General features: G+C 70.4%; 8 protein-coding genes. 5 read left to right on the top strand and 3 right to left on the bottom strand.

Going from position 1 to position 17,833, the window contains the following annotated elements:
- Positions 1-22 precede the first annotated feature (22 nt).
- Together ACFV18_RS25890 and ACFV18_RS25885 are read right to left on the bottom strand one after the other, a co-directional pair.
- Entirely contained in the window at positions 23-391 is a 369-nt protein-coding gene (locus tag ACFV18_RS25890; RefSeq protein WP_380487063.1) for a hypothetical protein, read from the bottom strand.
- A complete protein-coding gene (locus ACFV18_RS25885) occupies positions 388-885 on the bottom strand; it encodes a SigE family RNA polymerase sigma factor (RefSeq protein ID WP_380487061.1) in 498 nt (165 codons plus the stop codon). Before ACFV18_RS25885 ends, ACFV18_RS25890 begins: the two co-directional genes overlap by 4 nt.
- A 141-nt stretch (positions 886-1,026) precedes the next feature.
- Here ACFV18_RS25885 and ACFV18_RS25880 point away from each other — a divergent pair, with 141 nt between their 5' ends.
- The 5 genes from ACFV18_RS25880 to ACFV18_RS25860 all read left to right on the top strand — a co-directional run bounded on the left by ACFV18_RS25880 (position 1,027) and on the right by ACFV18_RS25860 (position 15,602).
- Positions 1,027-1,776: an ABC transporter ATP-binding protein gene (locus ACFV18_RS25880; RefSeq protein WP_380487060.1), complete on the top strand. Its 750-nt coding sequence runs from the start codon at positions 1,027-1,029 to the stop codon at positions 1,774-1,776.
- The gene (locus ACFV18_RS25875; protein ID WP_380487058.1) at positions 1,773-2,516 is read left to right on the top strand and encodes an ABC transporter permease; all 744 of its coding nucleotides are present in this window, start codon (positions 1,773-1,775) and stop codon (positions 2,514-2,516) included. Before ACFV18_RS25880 ends, ACFV18_RS25875 begins: the two co-directional genes overlap by 4 nt.
- Before the next feature lie 106 nt (positions 2,517-2,622).
- A complete protein-coding gene (locus ACFV18_RS25870; RefSeq protein ID WP_380487056.1) occupies positions 2,623-3,285 on the top strand; it encodes a PH domain-containing protein in 663 nt (220 codons plus the stop codon).
- A gap of 357 nt (positions 3,286-3,642) precedes the next feature.
- Positions 3,643-7,965, top strand: a complete 4,323-nt coding sequence (locus ACFV18_RS25865; protein WP_380487055.1) for a ricin-type beta-trefoil lectin domain protein — start codon at positions 3,643-3,645, stop codon at positions 7,963-7,965.
- Between the two features lie 383 nt (positions 7,966-8,348).
- The gene (locus ACFV18_RS25860; protein WP_380487053.1) at positions 8,349-15,602 is read left to right on the top strand and encodes a polymorphic toxin-type HINT domain-containing protein; all 7,254 of its coding nucleotides are present in this window, start codon (positions 8,349-8,351) and stop codon (positions 15,600-15,602) included.
- Positions 15,603-15,643: 41 nt separating this feature from the next.
- On the opposite strand, the gene ACFV18_RS25855 is transcribed toward ACFV18_RS25860, so the two are convergent.
- Positions 15,644-17,689, bottom strand: coding sequence for a WD40 repeat domain-containing protein (locus ACFV18_RS25855; protein WP_380487051.1), 2,046 nt, complete (start codon positions 17,687-17,689; stop codon positions 15,644-15,646).
- Positions 17,690-17,833: the final 144 nt, after the last annotated feature.

Raw genomic sequence — 17,833 nt, 5'->3', positions numbered from 1 at the left:
GGGGGTCCTGGTCGGTCGGGGTTCACGGCTGCGCGGGGGTGTTGCTGGGCACGGGCGGCGGGGGCGGGGTGGTGACGGAGGCGGTCGGCGACTGCGCGGGGCCCAGTGTGGCGGAGGCGCTCGGGCCGGGAACGACGGACTGGGCCGGCGTCCCGGTGAGCGACGGGGCGTCGGCCGGGCCGACCGTGCGGGGCGGGCGGCCCGGGGTGAGGGTGACGCCCACGGCGATCGCCAGGCAGGCGGTGACGGTGACGGTCGCGCCGACCCGGACCCGGCGGCGCCGGCGGCCGAGGGCGGCGATCCGCGGTGCGGGCGGTGCGGCGGTGCGGGCGGAGGCGGCGTCGGCGGCCGTCCGCAGCGCGCCGGCCAGGCGCGCGTCGATGGAGGTCATCGGTGGTTCTCCTCGGCCTCGGAGGGGGTGTCGAGGTGCTGGGCGAGGGCGGCCCGGGCCCGGGACAGGTGGGCCTTGACGGTGCCCGGGGCCATGCCGGTCTCGGCGGCGATCCGGTCGAGCGGCAGGTCGCAGACGTAGTACAGGGCGGCGCACAGCCGCTGGCGCTCGGACAGCCGGCGCAGCGCGGCGGTCAGGTCGACGGAGGCCGGGTCCGGGCCGTCCACGTCGGCGGGCCGGCCGTGCCGCCGCCAGGCCCGGGCGGCGGTGCGGGTCCGGCGCCAGCGGCTGATCGCCAGGCGGCCCGCGACGGTGCGCACCCAGGCTTCGGGGGCGTGGTCGCGGTCAAGCGTACGGCGGTGGCCCCAGGCGCGGACGAAAGCCTCCTGGACCACGTCCTGCGCCTCGTGCAGGTCGCCGGTGACGACGTACAGCTGGCCGGTGAGCCGGCGGACCGAGTGGGTGTAGAACTCGGTGAACTCCTCCTCGGTCATCGGTCGGCTCCTCGCAGATTTCGGTTGCTTACCTGTCGCTACGAACGGCGGGGCGTTCCGGTTGACGGGGGTGACGCAGCTCACTGCGGCGGGTGTCCGCGGCCTTGACGGGGTTCGGCGGGGCGACGCAGAATTCACCACATGATGAATTCTGCGGCGGGGCCGGGCGAGGACCCCGCGATCCGGATCACCGGACTCCTCGTCCGGCGCGGCGGCACCACCGTGCTGCCCGGCCTCGACCTGGACGTCCCCCGCGGCACCGTCACCGGACTGCTCGGACCCAGCGGCTGCGGCAAGACCACCCTGCTGCGCGCCGTCGTCGGCGTACAGCGCACCGACGCCGGCACCGTCACCGTGCTCGGCCACCCCGCCGGCAGCGCCGCCCTGCGCGACCGGGTCGGCTACGTCACCCAGGCCCCCTCCGTCTACGGGGACCTGACCGTCGGCGAGAACCTCGACTACTTCGCCGCCGTCCTCGGCGCCCCGCGCACCGACCCCGACCGGGTCATCGAACAGGTCGGCCTGGACGCCCACCGCCACACCCCCGTCGCCCGGCTCTCCGGCGGCCAGCGCGCCCGCGTCTCGCTCGCCGCCGCACTGCTCGGCCGTCCTGAACTGCTCGTCCTGGACGAACCCACCGTCGGCCTCGACCCCGTCCTGCGCCGCGACCTCTGGCAGCTGTTCGCCGACCTCGCCCGGGCCGGCGCCACCCTGCTGGTCTCCAGCCACGTGATGGACGAGGCCACCCGCTGCGACCGCCTGCTGCTGATGCGCGACGGCCGGCTGCTCGCCCACGACACCCCCGCCGCGCTGCTCGCCGCCACCGGCGCGAGCGACGTGGAAAGCGCCTTCCTCACCCTCGTGCAGCACCCGCAGGAGACCCTCCGATGAGCGCCGCCGCCCGCCGCACCCTGGCCACCGCCCGCCGCGTCCTCGCCCAGCTGCGCCACGACCCGCGCACCATCGCCATGCTGCTGGCCGTCCCCTGCGTGCTGCTGGTACTGCTCAAATACATGTACGACCGGCAGCCCGGCACCTTCGACCGGATCGGACCCGAACTGCTCGGCGTCTTCCCGCTGATGGTGATGTTCCTGGTCACCTCGGTGGCGATGCTCCGCGAACGCACCACCGGCACCCTGGAACGCCTGCTCACCATGCCGCTCGGCAAGATCGACCTGCTGCTCGGCTACGCCCTCGCGTTCGGCCTCGTCGCCCTGGTGCAGGCCGCCCTCGCCTCCGGCCTCACCATCGGCCTGCTCGGCCTCAAGGTGGCCGGCCCGACCTGGCTGCTGTTCGCCGTCGCCCTCGCCGACGGGCTGCTCGGCATGGCCCTCGGCCTGCTGGTCTCCGCGTTCGCCGCCACCGAATTCCAGGCCGTCCAGTTCCTGCCCGCCGTGCTGCTGCCCCAGCTGCTGCTCTGCGGACTGTTCGTACCCCGCGACGACATGGCCCCCGTACTGCGGGCCGTCTCCGACGTGCTCCCGCTGTCCTACGCGGTCGACGCGATGGGCCGGATCACCACCCGCGGCGGCCTCGACGGCCCGGTGCTCGCCGACCTCGCCGTGGTCGCCGGCAGCGCGCTGCTCGCCCTCGCCCTCGGCGCCGCCACCCTGCGCCGCCGCACCGCCTGAACGCCCCGGCTCTGAACGCCCCAGGTCACGGGACGGATCATTCGTAACCGTCCCGTGCCCCCGCCACCATTGGGGACGGCCGTGCCCCTGGGGCAGAATCGACGCCATGACCGAATCCGACCGGACACCCGACCAGGGGTCCGCCGCCAACGGGCCCAAGTACGCCGACCGCGTCTACCGCTCCGTTCCCGGCGTCATCGCGGGCGTCATGCTGCTCGGAGTCGCCGCCTGGCTGATCATCGACGCGATGGTCACCGGCACCGGCGCCACCCCCTGGGTCGCCCTCGCCGCCGCGCCCGTCTTCGGCTTCCCGGTGGCCGCCTACACCCTGCGGCCCATCGTGAAGGCCAACGACCAGCGGCTCCTCGTCCGCAACCCGCTGCGCACCGTCGTCGCGCCCTGGGCCACCGTGGAAGGCCTGAAGGCCGGCTACTCGGTCGAACTCCTCGCCGGCGGACGCAAGTTCCAGGTCTGGGCGGTCCCCGTCTCGCTGCGCCAGCGCAAGAAGGCCAGCCGCCGCGCGGCCAAGGCCACCGCCGCGGGCGACCCGCACCTGCCCGCCACCGGCAAGAAGCCGCAGCGCCACGACCAGCTCGACCCCACCCGCGCCTGGTCCGACGCCGTCGTCGCCTCCCTCCAGGAACAGGCCGACCGCAACGCCACCAACCCCGCCGCCACCGGCGAAGTCCAGGCCACCTGGTGCTGGTGGGTCATCGCCCCCACCCTCGCGGGGCTGGTCGCGCTGATCTCGGTCGTCGCGGCGACCTGAGCCTTTCGGCAGCCGTCATGAACAGGGCCCCGGGGATTTCCCGGGGCCCTGTTCGCGTTTCCTGCGGTTTCGCGATTTCGTCCTGCTTTGTCGGCGAACTCCCCGGCGTTGCGGTCTGCCGGATCTCCTGGGCCTGGATGTCCTATTCCCTTGCATGAGCGAACCTTGACGATCTATCAGGACAATAGTGGGCATCCTGCGGAAAGGCCTTGACCTTTTCTCCACAGGGGATGCATTGTTCCCGACCGAGTGCCTGTCCGTGGGGGGTGGGCTGCTGGGAGGGAGACCGCGCACGCCATGTCCGATACGACCCCATTGAGAAACCGCAGACGGGGTACTCGATCCGACGGGAGAGGCGTGCTCGGCCGGGCGACGGTGGCCGCGGCCACGGCGCTCGTGCTCACCGCCCTCTCCTCCCCGGCCGCCTGGGCCGCGGACCCGGCGCCCGTGCCGACGCCCACCGGCGGCACGGAGACCGCCCCGCCACCGGCCGAGAGCGAGCACACCAAGGCGATCCGGGCCGCCCTCCAGCAGGCCGGTCAGACCGGGAAGCCGGTCCGGATCGACTCGATGACGAACGAGACCACCGAGGTCTTCGCCGACACCGACGGCCGGTCGCTGCATTCGGAGGCCCACGCGCAGGACGTCCGGACCAAGCGCAACGGCTCCTGGCAGACCCTCGACGCGACCCTGCACCGCAACGCCAACGGCACCGTGTCCCCGGCCCTGACCGGTGCGGACCTGGTGCTCTCCGGCGGCGGCAGCGGCCCGCTGGCGATGGCCACGGGCGCCGACGGCGTCTCGATGTCGATCAGCTCGCCGTTCCCGCTGCCCACGCCGACGCTGGACGGGGCCACGGCCGTCTACGCCTCCGTGCTGCCCGACGTGGACCTGCGGGTGACCGCTCATCCGGACGGCGGCTGGCGGGACGTGATCGTCGTCAAGACCGCACAGGCCGCCGCCGACCCGCGGCTGAAGAGCCTGCACTTCCCGCTGCAGACCACCGGCATGAAGGCCAGCGCCGACGCCGCGGGCAACATCTCGTTCACGGACGCCCAGGGCAATGTGCGCGTCCACGCGCCGACCCCGTTCCAGTGGGACTCCAGCACCGCCCCCGCCCCGTCCCCGCTGGCGAACCCGGGCGCGACGCAGCCGAAATCGATGTTCGCCGCACCCGTCGCCGCGGCGACGGCCACGGCCGACGTCTCGACCCCGGACGCACCCGGCACGGGCGCCGTGGTCTCCACCATCGGGGTCTCCGTCAGCGACACGGAACTGGTGCTCACCCCGGACCCGGCCACCTTCGGCAAGGGCACCGGGCCCTGGTACCTCGACCCGGACAAGAGCATCACCAACCACCCCCAGATCAACGCGCAGGTCCAGGAGAACCACCCGGACACCGCGAACGTCAACACGCTCAGCAACCTCGGCGTCGGCTACTGCGGCTACTCCGACTGCACCGGCTACGGGCGTTACCGCGCCTACTACCAGATGTCCACCCCCGACGGGCTGTTCGAGGGCGGCAGTCACGGCACCGCGACCGTCAACGAGGCCACCCTGTTCGTCGACGTGACCAGCGCTGCCGCGCCCGACACCAAGTCGACGATCAACCTCTACAGCACGCCCGCCTTCCAGGGCACCACCACCTGGAACAACCAGCCCTGCGGCACCAACGGCAAGATGGCCGGCTGCACCTGGGTCGGCAACTCCGACGTCACCAACACCGGCCGGCTGAGCTATGACGTCAAGAGCTGGATGCAGTTGATCGTCAACGGCAAGTATCCGAACTGGACGATCGGGTTCTCCGCCGACGACGAGTACGACAAGGCACTGCGGCACCACCTCAGCTCCGACCCGTACATCGTCACGAAGTACGACATCGCGCCCACCATCTGGTGGCCGCGCACCACGCCGCAGCCCGGCTTCGTCAACGACCCGGCCCTCGGCACCCAGGGCAACGACTGCCAGACCCCGGGCGGCGGCTACGCGTGGTACCAGCCCGGCTGGGTCGGCGCCAACCAGAACATCTACCTGACCGCCAACATCTGGTCGCCGATCGGCGCCACCGTGACGGCGAAGTACCACCTCTGGGACGACACCGACAAGACGGCCCCCCAGCTGTACCCCAGCACCACCGGGGGCGGCAGCTACGGTCCCGCCCCGGTGGCGGTCGGCGGGCTGGCGGACGGCCACCAGTACGGCTGGAACGCCTACGGTGACGACACCCAGCTGCGGTCCGGCGAGACGCCGTGGTGCTACTTCCGCGTCGACAAGACCCCGCCGCAGGTGAGCATCGCCTCCACCGACTTCCCGGCCAGCGGCACGATCGGCGCGCTCCCGAAGAAGAAGGTCCGGGAGGCCGGCAGCTTCACGGTCGCCGCCCAGGACCCGGCGCCCGGCCCGGGCCTCGGTGCCTCGGGCGTGGCCTGCATCCGCTGGAGCACCGACCCGACCGCCGTCACCGGCTGGTCCTGCGACGCCGCGGGTGTCCCGAACAACAACGGTGTGGTCAAGGGCTCCTCCGGCACCTTCCCGTTCACCCCGACCACCTGGGGCACCAACACCCTGTTCGTGCAGGCGATGGACGTGGCCGGCAACTACAGCCAGCCCATGCCGTACACCTTCTACGCCCCCTGGGACCCGAGCATCGGCACCGGCACCCCCGGTGACCTCAACGCCGACGGCCGCGGCGACATCCTGCTCCCCGACGACCTCGGCAACCTGCGGGTCGTCGGCCTGGACAGTGACGCGACCACCTCCCAGGCGGCTCCGCTCGGCCTCGCGCCCGGCGGCACCAGCTGGAAGAGCGACCCGGCCGCCGGGGTGACCGTCAGGACCACCCACCTGGGCGCCCTGCGTGAGATGCCCGCCGCCGTGGATGACGCCGTCGTCTGGACCAGCGCCACCCCCTCGGGCGGGACGTCCCTGGCCAAGAACCTGTACCTGTACCAGAACAACGGAGACGGCACCTTCAAGGCACCCGTGCTCCTGCCCAAGCCGACGTCCTGGGTCGGCCTCGACGGCGCCCCGCTCACCGCGGCGCCCGCGGGGTGGAACAGCACCTGGACCGGGCTGACCCAGGTGGTCTCGCTCGGCTCGCTGAACGCCGGCCTCAACGACAACGACTCCCTGACCACCATCAACCAGACCTCGATCCTCACGGTCGAGGGCGGCAACCTGTGGCTCTACCGCACCGAGCCCACCAACAAGGTCAACGCGCCCGCGCTCAAGGTCTCCGGCGCCGACTGGAGCAACTACGAGCTGATCAACCCCGGTGCCGCCTCCGGCACTGCCCAGCCCACCCTGTGGACCCGGGACAAGACGGACGGCACCATCCGCGCCCACGACATCAAGCTCAACGCCGGAGGTTTCCTGGACTTCGGCAACCTGGCCGACCCCACCAGCAAGGCCCGGGTGGTCGGCACGCAGAAGTTCACCGTCTCCGCCTACCCGCAGCTCGGCTCCAGCGGCGACGCCACCAAGGACGGCCTGCCGGACCTGTGGGCCCTCGACGCGGCCAACCACCTCAAGGTCTGGCCCGGTGCCGCAGCCACCGGCTCCACCATGGTCACCGGCTTCGGCAGCACCCCGGCCGACCAGGGCGACACCCGCCGCGCGCTCGGCCGGGTCAAGCTCGACAATGCCGCCGTCACAGACGTGTACGGCCGGTACCCGATGACGGCCAGCTCGGCGGTCACCTTCCCGACCGACACGGTCAACGGCACGAGCACCACCGTCGCGCACTTCGCCGGCAAGAACAGCAGCGGAGTCGACTCCGGTTCGGTGATCGACTACTCGGCGACCCAGACCGGCCGCCTCACCATTGACACCTCGAAGTCCTTCACCGTCAGCGTCTGGGCCAAGCCCGGCACCGCGGACGGCAGCAAGCAGGGCCCGGTCCTGTCCACCAAGGGCACCGCCTCCAGCGGCTTCACCCTCGGCCCCGACCAGGACAGCAACTGGCACTTCTCGATGGCCACCAGCGACAACACGAGCAAGAGCTACGACACCACCTCGTCCAGCGGCAGCTCCGCCGCCCGCTTCCAGCAGGACCGCTGGGACCGGCTGACCGCCAGCTACAACGCCGGCACCGGCGTGATGACGCTGTACGTCAACGGCATGCTCGCCGGAAGCGCCGTCCACAGCGGCAAGTTCGGCTACAACGCGCCGCTGGTGATCGGCAACTACCAGAACGCCGGCGGGTACGCCGCCTCGTTCGACGGGAACATCAGCGACGCCGTCGTGTACGACGTCCCGACCAATCCCGGCAGCATCACCGGCCGGCTGGTGGCCGACCTGCCGACCGCCGTCGGTGCCGACAAGTGCCTCGACGCCAACGGCTCCGTGGACGCCAACGGCACCGCGATCCAGGTCTGGGACTGCAGCGACAGCACCGCCCAGAAGGCCACCGCGCAGCCGAACGGCACCATCAAGATCCTCAGCCGCTGTCTCGATGTCACCGGTGCCGCCACCGGCAACGGCGTCAAGATCCAGTTGTGGAACTGCGACGGCAACCCCGCCCAGCAGTGGGTTTTCCGCGCCGACGGATCGCTCTTCAACCCGATGTCCGGCCGCTGCCTGGACATGCCGAACGGAAACATCGCCAACGGAACGCAGCTGCAGATCTGGGACTGCAACCAGTCCTACGCGCAGCGCTGGCGCTCGGGGGCGGTCGCCTGACGGACAGCCGAACAGGCCCGGCCGAGGGCTCTCCAGCGCCCTCGGCCGGCTCCCACCGCCTCGGAAATATGCCCGGGAATTGTTCGGGTGAATTCCACCGGGGCGGTTTCAGGCGCACTTTCCTCCGATATGGCGGCGGTGTCTCAAAGCCTTGTAACGGGATGGTCAATTTGACTGTCCGGGGCTGGTGTTGGTGACCCGTCAATCCTTAGTTTCAGTGCAGACCACTGCACATGCTCCATGACGCCCTGTTGCCTGACGGGGCGTCTTTTGTGCGTGGTCCCACCTGAATTGGGGAGACAGAGATGGGGGCACAGCGAGCACGCACCCCGCTCCGGCGCCGGCTGAAAGGCCGGTACCGGGCGATAGGGGTGCTGACGCTCATGGCCGTGACAGGGTCATTGCTCGGCGCGCCACCGGCGTTCGCCGAGAAGGCTCCGAAGGTGTGGGTTCCGCCCAGCACGCCACTGCAGCAGACGGAATCGGTGCACGGACGGAACGAGGGAAAGATCAATGCCACCCCCGGCGGTGGCGTGCCGAAGGAGTGGAAGAAGTCCGCCGCGGCTCCGGCGAAGCCCGGTTCGGCGACCGTCCAGGTCGCCGACGTGTCGGAGGAGCAGCTGGCGGCCCGCCGGCTGGGCGGCGGGGCCGCCCCGGCGGCGGGTGGCAAGGCCCAGGTCCGGGCCGGTGACCTGCCGGTGTTCCTGGCCGATCTCGGCACCGCGAAGGACGCGGCCGCCGGCACGCCGTCCGTCAAGGTCGACCTGCTGGACGAAGGCAAGGCCAAGGCCGCCGGCTCGACCGGTCCGGTGGTCAGGGTCGAAGGGGCCGGCGGCTCGGCCAGGGCCGGGCACAAGTTCCAGGTCTCACTGGACGTCAGGGCGCTGACCGGCAACGCGATGTGGTCCGACCGGGCCCGGCTGGTGCGGCTGCCCGAGTGCGCGCTCACCACCCCGGACAAGCCGGAGTGCCGCACCAGCTCCCCGTTGCCGTCCACCCTGGAGCAGCTGTCGGGCCAACTGACCGCCGACGTGCAACTGCCCGAGGCCCCCGCCGCCGGCACGACGCACGCGGCGCTGGAGGGCGGCTCCACCGGGGCTGTCGTGCAGGCCGGGTTCGTCGAGCAGAACTCCACCGCGTCCTCGGGCGCGCTGGTGCTGTCCCTGCAGACCGATTCCTCCGGCCCGTCGGGCTCCTACGCGGCGACGCCGATCAGCCCGTCCGCGGCCTGGAGCGCCGGCTCCGGCTCCGGCAACTTCACCTACTCGTACACCTTCGACATGCCGACCGCGGTAGGCGGGGCCGCGCCCAGCGTGATGCTGGGCTACGACTCCTCGTCGGTGGACGGCCGGACCGCGGCCAACAACTCGCAGTCCGGCTGGGTCGGTGACGGCTGGGACTACTCGGCCGGCTCGATCTCCCGCTCGTACAAGCCGTGCGCCAAGTCCGGCATCGACATGTCCGGCGACGAGTGCTGGGCCGGGCAGTCGCTCCAGCTCAACCTGGCCGGCCACGCCGGCCTGGTGGTCAAGGACGACACCACCGGCGAACTGCGTCTGCAGGGCGACGACGGCACTCGGATCACCCCGCTGACCGGCCTGAACAACGGGGCCTGGAACGGCGAGGGTTTCAAGGTCACCACCACTGACGGCACCCAGTACTACTTCGGTGCCAACCACCTGCCCGGTGGCGACGGTACCGACCCGGCCACCGACTCGGTCAACACCGTGCCGGTGTACCATCCGCACGCCGGAGACCCGTGTTACAGCGCCTCCACCGGTCTGGCGTCCTGGTGCCAGATGGGCTGGCAGTGGAACCTCGACCACATCGTCGATCTCCACGGCAACCTGATCAAGTACAAGTACGCGAAGGAGTCCAACAACTACGCGCGCGGCGGCGGCCAGAACAACGGCACCGGCACCCGCACCGCGTACGACCGGTACTCCACCGTCGCGGAGATCCAGTACGGCCTGCGGCTGTCGGACCAGATCGCGTCCAAGGGCGCCGGCAACCCCGCGGCGAAGATCACCTTCAGCACCGCGGAGCGCTGCTTCGCCTCGGGCTCGATCACCTGCAGCGACGCCCAGCGCGTGGTGGCCAACCAGTCCTCCTGGCCGGACACCCCGCTCGACCAGGCCTGCGCCTCGTCCGGCGCCTGCACCAACTACGGCCCCTCGTTCTGGACCTCCAAGCGACTCACCAAGGTCGAGACCACCGTGTACGTGGGCGGCGCCGCCCGCGTGGTGGACTCCTGGGCACTCAACCAGGTGTTCTCCGACCCGGGTGACAACACCGCTCCCACCCTGTGGCTGAACTCCATTCAGCGCACCGGCAAGAACGGCCAGGCCGACATCACGCTGCCCGCCGTGTCCTTCACGGCCGCGCAGATGCCCAACCGGGTCGACGGCCTCGTCCCGGCGGTCTCGCAGTTCAACCGCCCCCGGATGAAGGAGATCACCACCGAGACCGGTGGCCGGATCACCGTCACCTACAAGCCCGTCGAGTGCTCCCGGCTCAACAACACCCTGCCGACCTCCGAGGCCGGGAACACCAAGGCCTGCATGCCGGTGAAGTGGGTGCCGCCGGGCTCGCCGTACGACACCAAGCCCATCGACGACTGGTTCCACAAGTACCTGGTCTCCTCGATCTCCGAGGCGTCGCTGGTCACCAGCGCCACCGTGGCCAAGGAGACCCAGTACAGCTACGGCGGCGGCGCGGCCTGGCACCGCAACGACTCCGAGTTCGCGGACGACGACACCCGCACCTACGACAACTTCCGCGGCTACCAGACCGTCACCACCACCACGGGCTCCGGCTCGGACGGTCCCAGGACCAAGTCCACGACCACCTTCCTGCGCGGCATGGGCGGGCAGGTGGCCGACAGCTGGGGCGGCACCATCACCGACGCCGAGGAACTGGCCGGATTCGTCCGGGAGACCCAGAACTTCGAATCGGACGCGGCGGACGCCAAGGTCGTCGGCGGCGAGCTGACCACCCCGTGGATGTCGAAGATCACCGCGACCCACACCCAGCCCAACAACCTCCCGAAGGTCACAGCCCGGTACCTCAACACCGCCAAGGTGCAGACCCGTTCGCTGCTCTCCGACGGCAGCTGGCGGACCACCGAGCGCAACGCCACCTACGACGAGGACCACGTCGGACGCCTCCTGACCACGGACGTCCTCGGCGACACCTCGCTCAGCGGGCTGCCGCAGCGTCAGTGCACCGCGATCACCTACGCCTCCGGCACCAACCCGGCGCTGGCCGAACTGCCCTCCCGGGTCCTGACGTTGGCCGGTGCCTGCGGGCAGACGCCGACCAAGGACAACACCATCGCCGACGCCCTGACCCTCTACGACGGCCAGGCGCTCGGCACCATCGGTGACAAGGCCGACCAGACCGAGACCCGCGTCCTGGAGTCCTACGGCGCGGGCAACACGCCCACCTACCGGGTGACCGCCAAGGCCCAGTACGACGGCTACGGCCGCCAGGTCTCGACCACCGACCCCAACCGCACCGACGCCACCCACCCGGGCGGCGCCACCACCACCACCGTGTACACCCCCGCCACCGGTGAGCTGCCCTCGAAGGTCGAGGTCACCAACCCGCTCGGCTGGAAGTCCACCCACGACATCGACCCCGCTCGCGGCCTGCCCACCAAGGCGACCGACGAGAACGGCCGCGTCACGCTGGAGACCTACGACGCCCTCGGCCGCCTCACCGCGGTCTGGCTCCCCGGCCGCGACCCGGCCGACGTCAACGGCAACGAAGCCCCGAACCGCAAGTTCACGTACGCGCTGAACGGCGTGGCGTCCCCGTCGATCGTCACCAGCGAGAGCATCCGCGAGGACACCACCTACAGCAAGAGCCTGCAGATCTTCGACGGTCTCGGCCGCATCCGCCAGTCGCAGTCGATGCCCGCCTCCGGGCAGGTCGGCCGCCTCATCTCCGAGTCGACCTTCGACTCCCACGGCTGGCAGATCAAGTCCACCCCGTCGTACTACAACGCGGACTCCGGCCCGGTCCCGGTCGTCTACCTCCCGCAGGACTCCGAGGTCGCGACCCAGACCTGGAACGACTACGACGGCCTTGGCCGCGTCACCGCCAGCAAGTTCGTCTCCTACGGTCACGAGCAGTGGCGCAGCACGACGTCCTACCTGGGCGCCGACCGCGTCGAGACCACCCCGCCGCCCGGCGGCTTCGCCACCGCGTCGATCAGTGACGCGACCGGCGCCGTCGTCGAGGCCCGGCAGTACAAGTCCAACACCCCGACCGGCGCCTACGACACGACGACCTTCGGGTACGACATCTTCGGCCGGCCGAGCTGGCGGCAGGACAGCAGCAACCCGCCGCACCGGTGGACCTACAGCTACGACCAGCTCGGTCAGCCGACCAGCTCGACCGACCCGGACTCCGGCACGTCGACAACGGTCTACGACAAGGCCGGGCACGTCGCCAGCACCACCGACGCGCGCGGCAAGTCGACCAGCGTGACCTACGACCTGCTGGGCCGTCAGGTCGCGCAGTTCGACGGCACCGACACCACGGACGCGAGCAAGAAGATCGCGTCGTGGACGTACGACGGGCTGGTCCTGGGCAAGCCCGACTCGTCGACCGCCTACGCCGACGCGCCGAACGGCGGCGGGAGGGTCGGGTACGTCAGCAAGGTCACCGGATACGACCTCAACTACCGGCCGACCGGGACGTCGATGACGATCCCGTCGATCCCGGGCGAGACCGAGCTGGCCGGCACCTACACCCTGTCCATGGGCTACTCCAGCGTCCTCGGTCTGCTGGAGAGCACCAAGCTGCCGGCCATCGCCGGTCTGAAGGCCGAGACGGTCGGAAACTCCTTCGACATCGACGGCAACTTCCAGACCTCCAGCGGTCTGGACTACTACGTCCAGGACATGCAGTACGACCGGTTCGGCCATGCCACCCGCACCACCATCGGCAAGGCCGGCAAGCAGGTCGTCTCCACCCAGCAGTACGACCCGGCCACCGGCCACGTCGTGCGGTCCACCCTGGACAAGCAGACCACGGCCACCACCCACGTGGACGTCACGGACTACACCTACAACCAGATGGGGTCCATCACGTCGGTGAAGACCGTCCAGGACGGTGTCAACACCGACCTGCAGTGCTTCACCTACGACTACCTCGGCCGGCTCAGCGCGGCATGGACCGACACCGGCACCACCACCAGCGCCCAGGCACCCTCGGTGCAGGGCATCGGCGGGTGCACCAACGCCACCGAACCGACGGCGCTCACCGCCGGCTCCCGGATCGGTGGCCCGGCCCCGTACTGGCAGTCCTACTCCTACGATCTGACCGGCAACCGCAAGAAGCTGGTCCAGCACGACACCACCGGCGCGGTCGTCAAGGACAAGCAGATCGACCAGACCTTCGCGACCGGCCCCAACACCCCCAGCACCGACCCGGCCACGGGCGGCGGCACCGGCGGACCGCACGCGCTGCTCACCTCCACCACGAGCGTGAACGGCACCAGCAAGGTCGTCACGTCCACCTACGACGCGAGCGGCAACACCACTTCCCTCACCGACACCTCGGGCACCAAGACCCTGACCTGGAACAACCAGGGCAAGCTCGCCAAGGTGCACGACACCGGAGCCTCCGGTGACACCAGTTACGTCTACGGCGTGGAGGGCAGCCAGCTCGTCCGCCGCACTGGTGGCAAGACCACCCTCCGCCTCGGCACCGACGAGGTCACCCTCGACACCGCCACCCACAAGCTGTCCGCCGTCCGCTACTACGCCGCTCCGGGCGGCCTGACCATCGCCCGTAGCACCGTCGACACCGGCGGCACGACGCTCAACTACCAGGCCGCCGACCCGCACGGCACCAACGGCGTACAGATGGACGCCGCCGGCCTGACCGCGGTCCGACGCCCCACCGACCCCTTCGGCAACGCCCGCGGCACCCAGCCCGGCAGCGGAGTCTGGGCCGGCGACCGGGGCTTCGTCGGCGGAACCATCGAAGGCACCGGATTCACCAACCTCGGAGCCCGCCAGTACGACCCGTCCACCGGACGCTTCCTCTCCATCGACCCGCTGTTCGACGCCTCCGATCCACAGTCCTGGAACGGCTACGCGTACGCCAACAACAACCCGATCGATGGCTCCGACCCGAGCGGTACCTGCCAGGTCCTGGACGACGGCTACTGCCACGGCGTCAACCCCGTTCCCACCTCCAGCGGTGGCGGCGGTGGTGGCGGCGGCGGTGGCGGCGGCTCCGGGAACGGCAGCACCACCACCAGCCCGGCCAGCAAGGCCGCGCAGGACTCCGCCAACGAGGCAGCCCGGCAGAAGCAGGCCGCCGACGAGGCACTCGCCAAGGCGAAGCAGGCGCGCGAGGAATTGGTCAGCAAGATCGTCGATGTCGTCGGCGACCTGATCGGCTTCAACGACGCCCGCGACTGCTTCACCAAGGGCGACGTGATGGGCTGCATCAACACCGCCCTCAACTTCGTGCCCTGGGCCAAGGTCTTCAAGGCCGTCAAGGTCGGCATCAAGGCGTTCAAGCTGTGGCGCGAGGGCGAAAAGGCCTACGACGCGATCCGCAGCGCCGAACGCGTGGCCAAGGGCGCCGAGGAAGCACTGTCCGTGGCCCGCAAGGCCGAGCACGAGGCGGCCGAGGCCGAACGGGCAGGAGCCAAAGCCGCCGAGGACGCGAAACCGAAACCCGACGAAGCGTCATCCAGTTCGCAGGGCTGTCACAGCTTCCTGGCGGGTACTCCGGTCGAACTGGCCGACGGCACCGCAAAGGCCATCGACCAGCTCCAGCAGGGCGACCAGGTCAAGGCCACCGACCCCCAGACCGGGGAAACCAAGGCCCAGCCGGTGGTCGCCACCATCACCACCCTGGACGACCGGGACTTCACCGACCTGAAGTTCCGCACCGAGGGAACGAACGACGGGGCCGCGCACAGCGACACCACCCTCACCACCACCTGGCACCACCCCCTGTGGGACATCACCACCAAGCGCTGGACCGAGGCGCAGAACCTCACCCCCGGCGACCAGGTCAAGTCCCTGGACGGCAGCACCGTCACGGTCACGGAGGTCCGCAACTACCACCAGGACGCCGTCACCCACGACCTCACGGTCGCGGACGTGCACACCTACTACGTCAAGTCGGGTGGTACGTCGCTTCTCGTTCACAACTGCGAGAAGAAGGAATGGGAGGCGGATCGCAAAGATGGGCACCCCGACGGGGAAACCGACAACAGCCCGCAGCCCAAGCCCTCGAAGGCCCTGAATTCCAGGAAGGTGGCCGAGAAGGAAAAGCTGGAAGAGGGGACGTACATCTTCGCGGTCCGCACGGACGGCTCGCTTCATGCCGTGTCCGACGCGAACGGGGTCATGAGTAAGGGGCAAGCGGGTCATACCACGCTGACGGGGGGAAAGAGTGTCCACCTGGCCGGCGAGTTCAGGGTCAACAGCGAGGGGATTATTGTTGAAATGAACGCCCTGTCCGGGCATTACAGAACCCGCAGCCTGGGTGGCAACTTCTGCTCTTTGAAATCAATTGCAGAAGAGGCGTTCGGAAAACATGGACTGCCGCTCGGAAAGAATTTCTATGACGAGTTGGCGCCACTGTATACGAGGAACCTCTAGCTAAAGCCGGGGCGCCCCTTCGGGGGTGCCCCGGTCCGTTTTCAGCAGCCTTTCCGGTCCGGTGGTCGCACGAGTGCGACGTCGTGGCCGAACCCGACCACCACACCCTCGTCGGCGATGGCCGCGAGGCAGGTGGCGGGGGCGGGCAGCAGGAGTGGCGGGGTCGATGGCTTGCCAGTGCTCAGGTCGACGAGCGTGAGGGTGCTGTCGGCGCGGGCAACGTACAGCTCAGGCCAGGTGAGGCCCGCGACGGCGGTGACGGGGGTGGGGCCGTCGATCTCCGGCCCTGCGGGCCGCCCGGTGTGGTCCCAGGCGCGGAGTGCGGTGGCGCGGTGGTGGGTCAGAAGCTCGGAGCGGACTGTGACGAGCCGGCCGTCGAGGAGTGCCAGCACGTGGTGGCCCTCGGTTCCTCGCAGGATCTTCGGCCTGGACGACGGGTTGTCCAGGTTGATCAGCCGGGCCGGCTTCGCGTAGGACGACAGGGCGGCGGTCGCGCGTCCGCCGACCTTGCCGACGGCGAATCCGGTCGTGAGCTGCCCGACGCGGTGGGGGACGCTGGCGAGAAGCGATCCGTCGGAGGGGTTCAGGATCGCGATGTCCTGGAACCCGTGGGCGATGAGTGCGTCGCCGGTGCGCAGGCGCTGGTGGACGATCCATTGGATGAAGGAGCTGTTGGTCCGGACCGGTGCGCCGGAGGGGCCGGCGGCGGCCAAGTCCCAGCGGTACAGGAGCGGCTCGTGCTCGTTGAGGCGCCCGTAGCCGGTGGCGGCGTGCGGGCGGTCGCCGTCGGTCCAGGCGGCCAGGGCCTTGGGCATCTTGATGTCCGTGGCGACGGGAGACACGAGCAGGCTGCCGTCAGCAGCACGACGGGCCACCAGCGTTCCGCCCTCGTCGGCGCTGACCACTACCCCGTCCGGCTCGGTGACGGTGACGGCCGCCAGCCCCTGGCGGTGGCCGGGCTCGCGCTCCACCGGGACGGTCAAGTCCCAGAGCGCGACCACCCCGTCCCGCTCGGAGGAGGTCAGTAGGAGGTCGCGGCCCTTCCAGCAAACGGCATCGGTGGAGGCCTGCGCGACGGGTCCCGTGAGGGGAGGTCCGAGTGGACGCATGGTGTGTGCATCCCAGAGATGAACCTGCCACTTGACCGGGATCGCGAGGGCGGACCCTGACACGGTCGGGTTGCCGTCCCGGGTCACTGTCAACCCGCCCGGCGAGGTGTCCTCGTGTGCCGTGAGCCGCACATGCTGACCGGTCGCCAGGTCGATGGTGATGACGACGTTGCGCACATCGAGAAGAGTCAGCACCTCCCGTCCGGCCGACCGCCACACGGTGGCGCCTTTGATCGGAAGCATTCCGGCGGGGACTTGGAGCTGCCGTACTCGGTTGTCACTCGGGTTCCACAGCAGGACGTCTCTTTCGACGGGCAGCACGACCGTCCCGTCCGCGAGGGTGCCGGCGCCGATCGTGTCAACGGGCGGCAGTGGTGGGAGAGGCAGCAGTGCGCCGGTCGCCACGTCCCACCGCTCGAGGTGGCCCCAACCGGTGCTGACCAGCAGGTGGGTGTCGGGCCCGGAGCCGAGTACCGCCAGGTCAGACGGTGTTTCGCCGATCTTGAGCGTCTGTCGGTGCGCGAGGTCCGCGAGGGCCCACGTCCGGACCGTGTCGTCCTCGTGGCCGGAGATCAGCAGCGGTTCCGCGGCGTCGGGTGCGAAGGCCAGGACGCGGACGGGAACCTCGCACTCCACCGTGCGCACCTGGCCCGACAGCAGGTCCCGGACCTCCAGGCGGTGTCGCTGCAGCTTCGGGTCGGCCGGTGGCTGCTCGTCGATTCTGACGGCGGTGGCCAGTACGGGACGGCCGTCGACCACGTTCCAGGCGGTGGCCACCACTGGTCCGACCCGCAGGTGCCAGACCATGCGGGGGTCCAGGTCGACGCCGGTCGCCCAGTCGACCCGCCACAGGTCGGCGTCGGGTTCGCCGATGGTTTCGCCCCGGCGGACGGCGTCGAAGTAGGCGGACTGCCGTCGGTCGACATCGTCCGCCCCCGAGTTCTCGGCTTCCGATCCGTCGGCGAAGAGCGCTTCCATCGACGTTCCCCTTCCGTGCCTCGTGCCTGGACGACCTGTCGTGCGCGTGCGACCCGGGTGGGACCGGGCTTGGAGCGTCAGGTGATCGTAGTGCGGCCCGGCGCTTCGTCGAAGGGCGTTACGAAGGGGCCCGGGCGTTACTGC

The organism is Kitasatospora sp. NPDC059673 (assembly GCF_042734215.1).
GTDB lineage: Bacteria > Actinomycetota > Actinomycetes > Streptomycetales > Streptomycetaceae > Kitasatospora.
The sequence above is the reverse complement of the archived record's forward strand: the minus strand, read 5'-3'. Positions and strand labels throughout refer to the sequence as shown.